The 9002-nt window shown below is 69.8% G+C and carries 5 protein-coding genes; all 5 read left to right on the forward strand.

The features are described 5' to 3' along the window. Positions 1-370: 370 nt before the first annotated feature. The 5 genes from AB0I77_RS41075 to serA all read left to right on the forward strand — a co-directional run bounded on the left by AB0I77_RS41075 (position 371) and on the right by serA (position 9001). On the forward strand, positions 371-3376 hold the full coding sequence (locus tag AB0I77_RS41075) for an EAL domain-containing protein (protein ID WP_363287944.1): 3006 nt from the start codon (positions 371-373) through the stop codon (positions 3374-3376). 243 nt (positions 3377-3619) lie between these two features. Continuing rightward, positions 3620-5470, forward strand: coding sequence for an acetolactate synthase large subunit (locus AB0I77_RS41080; protein WP_363287945.1), 1851 nt, complete (start codon positions 3620-3622; stop codon positions 5468-5470). 24 nt (positions 5471-5494) lie between these two features. Next, positions 5495-6022: an acetolactate synthase small subunit gene (ilvN, locus tag AB0I77_RS41085; protein WP_363287946.1), complete on the forward strand. Its 528-nt coding sequence runs from the start codon at positions 5495-5497 to the stop codon at positions 6020-6022. Positions 6023-6140: 118 nt separating this feature from the next. Next, positions 6141-7142: a ketol-acid reductoisomerase gene (gene ilvC / locus AB0I77_RS41090; protein ID WP_363287947.1), complete on the forward strand. Its 1002-nt coding sequence runs from the start codon at positions 6141-6143 to the stop codon at positions 7140-7142. A 269-nt stretch (positions 7143-7411) separates the two neighbouring features. Next, positions 7412-9001: a phosphoglycerate dehydrogenase gene (gene serA, locus AB0I77_RS41095; protein WP_363287948.1), complete on the forward strand. Its 1590-nt coding sequence runs from the start codon at positions 7412-7414 to the stop codon at positions 8999-9001. The last annotated feature ends 1 nt before the right edge of the window (position 9002 follow it).

The following is a 9002-nucleotide window of genomic DNA, read 5'->3' on the forward strand; positions in this document are numbered from 1 at the left end:
GGTCGTCACGGAGCGTAGAGGAACTATGTCCCTGAGTGACGAGACTGGTGTATCGTCCCGACAGGGGCTGCGCCACGCACTTCGGCGCCGGGGATGGACATTTCAGACTGTGAGGGGGGCGACGGGCGATGCACGGCCTATGGACGAACGATCCGACGCGGCACAGCCGCCGGCGGCGACCCTGGCACACGGCCGCACGCAGACGCGGTCACCACGGCGGCCACACCGGTCAGCACGGCCGGCCCGGCAGCCGGCAGAGCCAGCACCACCACAGCCATCACCACCGCCGGCACAGCAGCCGCAGGAGGCATGCGCACCCAGCGCTCCGGGATCCGCGGGACCCCGGAGCGGCGCGGACCGGGAGGGCCCGGTGAGTTCGTCCTTGTCTTCCACGACCACACTCGACACAGCGCCGCGGGTACAGCCCGCGCCGGGGGCGACGCCGACCCGCCCACCGGCCCTGGGCAGCGGATCGAGCCTGGTCCACCAACTTGTCCTGGCCCTGCTCTGCGCGGGCTACGCCGTCGGCTCCGCGCTCGGCTGGGGCTCGCACGAACTCGCTCTGATCATGGGTGACTTCGGGCTGAGCGCCGCGGCGGGCGCCGCCGCCGTGTCCTGTTTCCTCTACGCCCGCGGCCGCGGCGTCCGCTTCCGGCCGGCCTGGCTGCTCTTCGGCCTCTCCTCGGCGATGGCGTCCCTGGGCAACCTGGTCTGGGGGTGGTACGAGGTCGTCCTCGGGCGGCCCGTGCCCACCCCCAGCTACGCCGACCTGTTCTTCCTGTGCTTCGCCCCGCCCGCGATCGTGGGACTGCTCGTGCTCGCCAAGCGGCCGGTGACGAAGGCGGGCTGGGTCTGCCTCGGCCTGGACGCCTGGCTGATCGGCGGCTCGCTGCTCACGCTGTCCTGGAGCCTCGCCCTCGCCCAGGCGGCCAAGTCCGAGGGGCCGGGCGTGGCGCACACCGCGCTGTCGCTCGCGTACCCGCTGCTCGACATCGCCCTGGTCAGCATGGTGCTCGCGCTGCACTTCAGGCGCTCGGCGGTGAACCGTACGGCGGTCAACACCGCGATCGGCGCGCTCGCCCTGACCGTGATGTGCGACGCGCTGTTCACCTCACCGCTGCTGCACCACACCTACCGCTCGGGCCAGTTGCTCGACGCGGGCTGGTTCGCCGGCTCGCTGCTGCTGGCCTACGCCCCCTGGGCCGCCCCGCGGTCCGCGGCGGAGGCCGGCCGGCAGCATCCGGCCGGGCACACGCGCGTGGTGCGCGAGCACCTGCCCGGGCAGCGCACCGGCCCGCACCACCACCCGCCCGCCCCGGGAGGCGATCACAGCCGGTACCCGGCCGCCCGGCCCATCGCCGGCTCCCTGGCCGCCCTTACGCCCTATCTCGCCGCCGCCGTCTGCACCCTGGGGATCCTCTACAACGTCCTCAACGGCCGCAGCGTGGACCGCGTGGTGCTCCTCACCGGCGGCACCGTCGTGCTCGCCCTCGTGGTGCGCCAGGGCATCATGCTCCTCGACAACATCACCCTCACCCAGGAGCTGGCGCAGAAGGAGAACCACTTCCGCTCCCTGGTGCAGGGCTCCAGCGACGTCATCATGATCGCCGCACCCAACGGCATCCTCCGCTATGTCTCCCCGGCCGCCGCCGGGGTCTACGGACGCCCCGCGGAGGAACTCGTCGGCACGGAACTGGCCGGTCTCATCCACCCGGAGGATCTGGGCTGCGTGGTGCACGAGGTGCGCCGCTTCCTCGCCGCCAGCCCCATCGAGGAACCCACCACGCGCATCGAGTGCCGTTTCCGGTCCGGCGAGGGAGGCTGGCTGAACGTGGAGTCCACCGTCAACCGCCACCACGGCGGCCTCATCTTCAACAGCCGGGACGTGACCGAAAGAGTGCGCCTCCAGGCGCAGCTCCAGCACAACGCCGAGCACGACCCGCTGACCGACCTGCCCAACCGGGCCCTGTTCACCAAGCGCGTCCAGCAGGCACTGTCCGGCCGCCGCGCGACCGACCGCGGCCCCGCCCTGCGCGGCACCGCCGTTCTCTTCATCGACCTCGACGGCTTCAAGGCCGTCAACGACACGATCGGGCACCAGGCGGGCGACGAACTGCTCGTCCAGGCCGCCCGCAGACTCCAGGACGCCGTCCGGCACGGGGACACGGCATCCCGCCTCGGCGGCGACGAGTTCGCGGCCCTGATCGTCGGGGACGGCACCCGCGACCGCTCCGCCCGCGAACGCCACATACTGGAACTCGCCGACCGCCTGAGGACCACGCTCTCGCAGCCGTACCTCATCGACGGCAACGATGTCCGGGTCAACGCGTCCATCGGCGTCGCCTTCGCCGAGCCGGGCCTCGGCGCGGGCGAACTGCTGCGCAACGCCGACCTCGCCATGTACCGCGCCAAGGCGGGCGGCAAGGGCCGCGTCGAGCTGTACGCCCCCCAGATGCAGCAGGACGTCGTCCGCAAGGCGGAGCTGGCCACGCGCCTGCGGGCCGCTCTGCACGACGGCGAGTTCACCCTGCTGCACCAGCCGGTGGTGTGCCTGGAGGACGGCCGGATCACCTCGGTCGCCGCCCAGGCGCGCTGGCGCTCCTCCCAAGGGGTGCTGTTCACCCCGGCGGAGTTCCTGCGGGTGGCCGAGGACAGCGACAAGACACAGGAACTGGGCCGCTGGATCCTCGAGGAGGCCCTTGAGCAGGCCGCCGAGCGTGCCGCGACCGGGCTGTCCGTGCCGGTGGCGGTCCGGATGAGCGCCCGCCGGCTGCTGGACCGCTCGATGCCGCTCGGCTCGATCGAGACCCTGCTGACCCGGCACGGCCTGCCGTCCGGGGCGCTGGTGATCGAGCTGTCGGACACCGACCCCCGGGTAGCCCTGGACGAGCTGGAGCGTCGCCTGAGCGCACTGCGCAGGCTCGGCGTCCAGATCGCCCTGGACGGCTTCGGGAGCGGATACGCGGCCCTCACGGCACTGCGCAGGCTCCCCGTCGACGTGCTGAAACTCGACCGCGGTCTCGTCGAGGGCGTGGTCGAGTCCGCGCGGCTGCACAAGATCACCAGTGGGCTGCTGCGCATCGCCGGCGATCTCGGGATGCGGTCCGTGGCCGAGGGTGTGGATCTGCCGGAGCAGGTCGTGGCGCTGCGCGCGATGGGCTGCACACAGGGCCAGGGCATGGCGTTCTCCGGCCCGCTGGACGAGTACCGGCTGCGCAGAGCGCTGAATTCCGGCCACTATCCGGTGCCCCACGGACCGGCGGAGCCCGCGTTCGCGGGCGGCGGCGCGGGGGTGTACACCGGTGGTGTGCCCGCCGTCCTCGGAGGCGGGACGGCCCTGCGCTCACATAATGAGACCCCCGTCCCACCCACTTGACAGTAAGTGCGTCCCGGGGAGAGGGTCAGTTCCATGCGCACCCGAATTCTCGTACTTGGAAAGCGCGTCGGCTGACGCTGGTGACCTCCGGACGGACCCGGAACTCCCAGCGACCGCTCCCGGCGCGCTCCCCTCGCTTGCCTCACGGCACGAGGGGTTTTTTGTTGCACAGGCACATGCCGTACAACAAGCGTATATCGCACAAACTTCGCAAAAACCCTCAGCATCGAGAAGAGAATGCCGATGACCGAGCAGGCCACCGGGGCCCATCACCCGCAGCCGCGGCCCCGATCCGGAGGACACCAGTCCGCCCCCGAGAACGTCACGGGCGCGCAGTCCCTCATCCGTTCTCTCGAGGAGGTCGGCGCCGAGACGGTATTCGGTATCCCCGGCGGTACGATCCTTCCGGCCTACGACCCGCTGATGGACTCCACCAAGGTGCGCCACGTCCTGGTCCGGCACGAGCAGGGAGCCGGCCACGCGGCCACCGGTTACGCGCAGGCCACCGGCAAGGTCGGCGTCTGCATGGCGACGTCCGGCCCCGGCGCGACCAACCTGGTGACACCGATCGCGGACGCCCACATGGACTCGGTGCCGCTCGTGGCGATCACCGGGCAGGTGGCCTCCAAGGCGATCGGCACGGACGCCTTCCAGGAGGCGGACATCGTCGGCATCACCATGCCGATCACCAAGCACAGCTTCCTCGTCACCAAGGCCGAGGACATCCCGCGCGCCATCGCGCAGGCGTTCTACATCGCCTCCACCGGCCGCCCCGGCCCGGTCCTGGTCGACATCCCCAAGGACATCCTTCAGGCACAGACGACCTTCAGCTGGCCGCCCGTCATGGACCTGCCCGGCTACCGCCCGGTGACCAAGCCGCACGCCAAGCAGATCCGCGAGGCGGCCAAGCTGATCACCGCCGCGAAGCGGCCCGTCCTGTACGTCGGCGGCGGCGTCCTCAAGGCACACGCCACCGCCGAGCTGAAGGTCCTCGCCGAACTCACCGGAGCGCCCGTCACCACCACCCTGATGGCGCTCGGCGCATTCCCCGACAGCCACCCGCTGCACGTGGGAATGCCGGGCATGCACGGTGCGGTCACCGCCGTCACCGCGCTGCAGAAGGCCGACCTGATCGTCGCCCTCGGAGCCCGCTTCGACGACCGCGTCACCGGCAAGCTGGACAGCTTCGCCCCGTACGCGAAGATCGTCCACGCGGACATCGACCCGGCGGAGATCGGCAAGAACCGTGCCGCGGACGTGCCGATCGTCGGGGACGCCCGTGAGGTGCTCGCCGATCTGGTCCAGGCGGTGCAGAAGGAGCACAGCGAGGGCAACACCGGCGACTACAGCGCCTGGTGGAAGGACCTCAACCGCTGGCGCGAGACGTACCCGCTGGGTTACGACCAGCCGGAGGACGGCTCGCTGTCGCCGCAGATGGTGATCGAGCGCATCGGGCAGCTCGCGCCCGAAGGCACGATCTTCACCGCGGGCGTCGGCCAGCACCAGATGTGGGCCGCGCACTACATCGAGTACGACAAGCCAGCCACCTGGCTGAACTCGGGCGGCGCCGGAACGATGGGCTACGCGGTCCCGGCCGCGATGGGCGCCAAGGCCGGTCAGCCGGACCGTACCGTCTGGGCGGTCGACGGTGACGGCTGCTTCCAGATGACCAATCAGGAGCTCACCACCTGCGCCCTGAACAACATCCCGATCAAGGTCGCCATCATCAACAACGGCGCCCTGGGGATGGTCCGCCAGTGGCAGACCCTCTTCTACAACCAGCGCTACTCCAACACCGTGCTGCACTCCGGCCCCGAGGCCGACGGCAAGCAGCCGAGCGCCGGCACCCGCGTCCCCGACTTCGTGAAGCTGTCGGAGGCCATGGGCTGTTACGCGATCCGCTGCGAGTCCCCGGACGACCTCGACAAGGTCATCGAGGAGGCGAACTCGATCAACGACCGCCCGGTCGTGGTCGACTTCATCGTCCACGAGGACGCGATGGTGTGGCCGATGGTCGCCGCCGGCACCTCGAACGACACGATCATGGCCGCCCGGGACGTCCGCCCCGACTTCGGCGACAACGAAGACGACTGAGAGCCGTAGGTAAAGGAAGCAGACATGTCCAAGCACACGCTCTCCGTCCTGGTGGAGAACAAGCCGGGTGTCCTCGCCCGGATCACCGCCCTGTTCTCCCGGCGCGGTTTCAACATCGACTCGCTCGCCGTCGGTGTCACCGAGCACCCCGACATCTCCCGCATCACCATCGTGGTGAACGTGATCGAGGCACTGCCGCTCGAGCAGGTCACCAAGCAGCTCAACAAGCTGGTGAACGTGCTGAAGATCGTCGAGCTGGAGTCGGGTTCGGCCGTTCAGCGGGAGCTCGTTCTGGTGAAGGTGCGCGCCGACAACGAGACGCGTTCCCAGATCGTCGAGATCGTCCAGCTGTTCCGCGCCAAGACCGTCGACGTCTCCCCGGAGGCCGTCACCATCGAGGCCACGGGCTCCAGCGACAAGCTGGAGGCCATGCTGAAGATGCTGGAACCGTACGGCATCAAGGAACTGGTCCAGTCCGGCACGATCGCGATCGGGCGGGGTGCCCGCTCGATCACGGACCGGTCGCTGCGCGCCCTGGACCGGTCGGCTTAAGAAACGGAGCGGGCGGTCGGCGACCACCGACCGCCCGTATACCGAGACCCCCACACTGCCCTCCCACCGTCCGTCATACGGTGGGACGCAACACCTGCACACAAGGAGAGAACCCAAAGTGGCCGAGTTGTTCTACGACGCCGATGCCGACCTGTCCATCATCCAGGGCCGCAAGGTCGCGGTCATCGGGTACGGCAGCCAGGGCCACGCCCACGCGCTGTCGCTGCGCGACTCGGGTGTCGACGTCCGGGTCGGTCTGCACGAGGGCTCCAAGTCCAAGGCGAAGGCCGAGGAGCAGGGCCTGCGCGTCGTGACGCCCGCCGAGGCCGCCGCCGAGGGCGACGTCATCATGATCCTGGTCCCGGACCCGATCCAGGCCCAGGTGTACGAGGAGTCCATCAAGGACAACCTCAAGGACGGCGACGCGCTGTTCTTCGGCCACGGCCTGAACATCCGCTTCGACTTGATCAAGCCCCCGGCCGGCATCGACGTGTGCATGGTCGCGCCGAAGGGCCCGGGCCACCTGGTGCGCCGGCAGTACGAGGAGGGCCGCGGCGTTCCGTGTATCGCCGCCGTCGAGCAGGACGCCACCGGCAACGCGTTCGCGCTGGCCCTGTCGTACGCCAAGGGCATCGGCGGCACCCGCGCCGGCGTCATCAAGACGACCTTCACCGAGGAGACCGAGACCGACCTGTTCGGTGAGCAGGTCGTCCTCTGTGGTGGTACGGCGGCGCTGGTCAAGGCCGGTTTCGAGACGCTGACCGAGGCCGGCTACCAGCCGGAGATCGCGTACTTCGAGTGCCTGCACGAGCTGAAGCTGATCGTCGACCTCATGTACGAGGGCGGCCTGGACAAGATGCGCTGGTCGGTGTCCGAGACCGCGGAGTGGGGCGACTACGTCACCGGTCCGCGGATCATCACGGACGCCACGAAGGCCGAGATGAAGAAGGTTCTGGCCGAGATCCAGGACGGTACGTTCGCTCGTGAGTGGATGGCCGAGTACCACGGCGGTCTGAAGAAGTACAACGAGTACAAGAAGCAGGACGCCGAGTCGCTGCTGGAGACCACCGGCAAGGACCTGCGCAAGCTGATGTCGTGGGTGAACGACGACGACGCGTGAGTGTGACCGCGGCGGCGGCCTTGAGCCGGGGGCGCCGCCGCGGGGCTTGACCCGGACCCCGTTCCTCGACGGCCGGAGGGGCTGAAGAGGGGGTTGCTCGTCCGGGTGATCCTTCCGCGGGGGCGTCGGACGACCCTCGTCGCGCCACTACACTGCCGTACTACATACGCGTCAGGCCCACAGCGTCGTGCGTCTTCCACGCGGCCACCACCCCCTCCACCGCCTGCGGCCGTCGGGACGGCCGTCCGCTTGGACTTGTGAGGACTCACGTGAGCTCGAAACCAGTCGTACTCATCGCTGAAGAGCTGTCGCCGGCCACCGTCGACGCGCTCGGGCCGGACTTCGAGATCCGGCACTGCAACGGAGGGGACCGGGCCGAACTGCTCCCCGCCATCGCCGACGTGGACGCGATCCTGATCCGTTCCGCCACCAAGGTCGACGCCGAGGCCATCGCCGCGGCACGCAAACTGAAGGTCGTCGCGCGCGCCGGCGTCGGCCTGGACAACGTCGACGTCGCCGCGGCCACCAAGGCCGGCGTCATGGTCGTCAACGCGCCCACCTCGAACATCGTGACCGCCGCCGAGCTGGCCTGCGGTCTCCTGCTCGCCACCGCGCGCAACATTCCGCAGGCCAACGCCGCTCTGAAGAACGGCGAGTGGAAGCGGAGCAAGTACACCGGCGTGGAGCTCGCCGAGAAGACCCTCGGTGTGGTGGGCCTGGGCCGGATCGGTGCCCTGGTCGCGCAGCGCATGTCCGCGTTCGGCATGAAAGTCGTCGCCTACGACCCCTACGTGCAGCCCGCGCGCGCCGCGCAGATGGGCGTGAAGGTGCTGTCGCTGGACGAGCTGCTCGAAGCCTCCGACTTCATCACCGTCCACCTGCCCAAGACCCCCGAGACGGTCGGGCTGATCGGCGACGAGGCGCTGCGCAAGGTCAAGCCGAGCGTGCGCATCGTCAACGCCGCGCGCGGTGGGATCGTCGACGAGGAGGCGCTGTACTCGGCGCTCAAGGAGGGCCGGGTCGCCGGTGCCGGCCTCGACGTGTACACGAAGGAGCCCTGCACGGACTCCCCGCTGTTCGAGTTCGACCAGGTCGTGTCCACCCCGCACCTCGGCGCGTCCACCGACGAGGCGCAGGAGAAGGCCGGTATCGCCGTCGCCAAGTCGGTGCGCCTGGCCCTCGCCGGCGAGCTGGTCCCGGACGCGGTGAACGTCCAGGGCGGGGTCATCGCCGAGGACGTCAAGCCGGGCCTGCCGCTCGCCGAGCGCCTCGGCCGTATCTTCACCGCCCTCGCGGGCGAGGTCGCGGTCCGCCTCGATGTCGAGGTGTACGGCGAGATCACCCAGCACGATGTGAAGGTGCTGGAGCTCAGCGCCCTCAAGGGTGTCTTCGAGGACGTCGTCGACGAGACGGTGTCGTACGTCAACGCCCCGCTGTTCGCCCAGGAGCGCGGCGTCGAGGTGCGGCTGACCACCAGCTCGGAGTCGGCCGAGCACCGCAACGTCGTCACCGTGCGCGGCACGCTCAGCAGCGGCGAGGAGGTCTCGGTCTCCGGCACGCTGGCGGGCCCGAAGAACCTTCAGAAGATCGTCGCGGTCGGGGAGTACGACGTCGACCTCGCGCTCGCCGACCACATGATCGTCCTCAAGTACGAGGACCGTCCCGGCGTCGTGGGCACGGTGGGCCGTATCTTCGGCGAGGCCGGCATCAACATCGCCGGCATGCAGGTGTCGCGGGCGATCGCCGGTGGCGAGGCGCTGGCGGTCCTGACCGTCGACGACACGGTGCCCGCCGGGGTGCTGACCGAGGTCGAGGCGGAGATCGGGGCGACCTCCGCTCGCGCGGTGAACCTGGTCTGAG

Source organism: Streptomyces sp. NPDC050619 (assembly GCF_040654815.1).
Classification (GTDB): domain Bacteria; phylum Actinomycetota; class Actinomycetes; order Streptomycetales; family Streptomycetaceae; genus Streptomyces.

Excerpts from the sequence above, each read along its gene's own strand:
- AB0I77_RS41080 (WP_363287945.1), top strand. The coding sequence starts at position 3,620 with ATGACCGAGCAGGCCACCGGGGCCCATCACCCGCAGCCGCGGCCCCGA.
- ilvN (WP_363287946.1), top strand. The coding sequence starts at position 5,495 with ATGTCCAAGCACACGCTCTCCGTCCTGGTGGAGAACAAGCCGGGTGTC.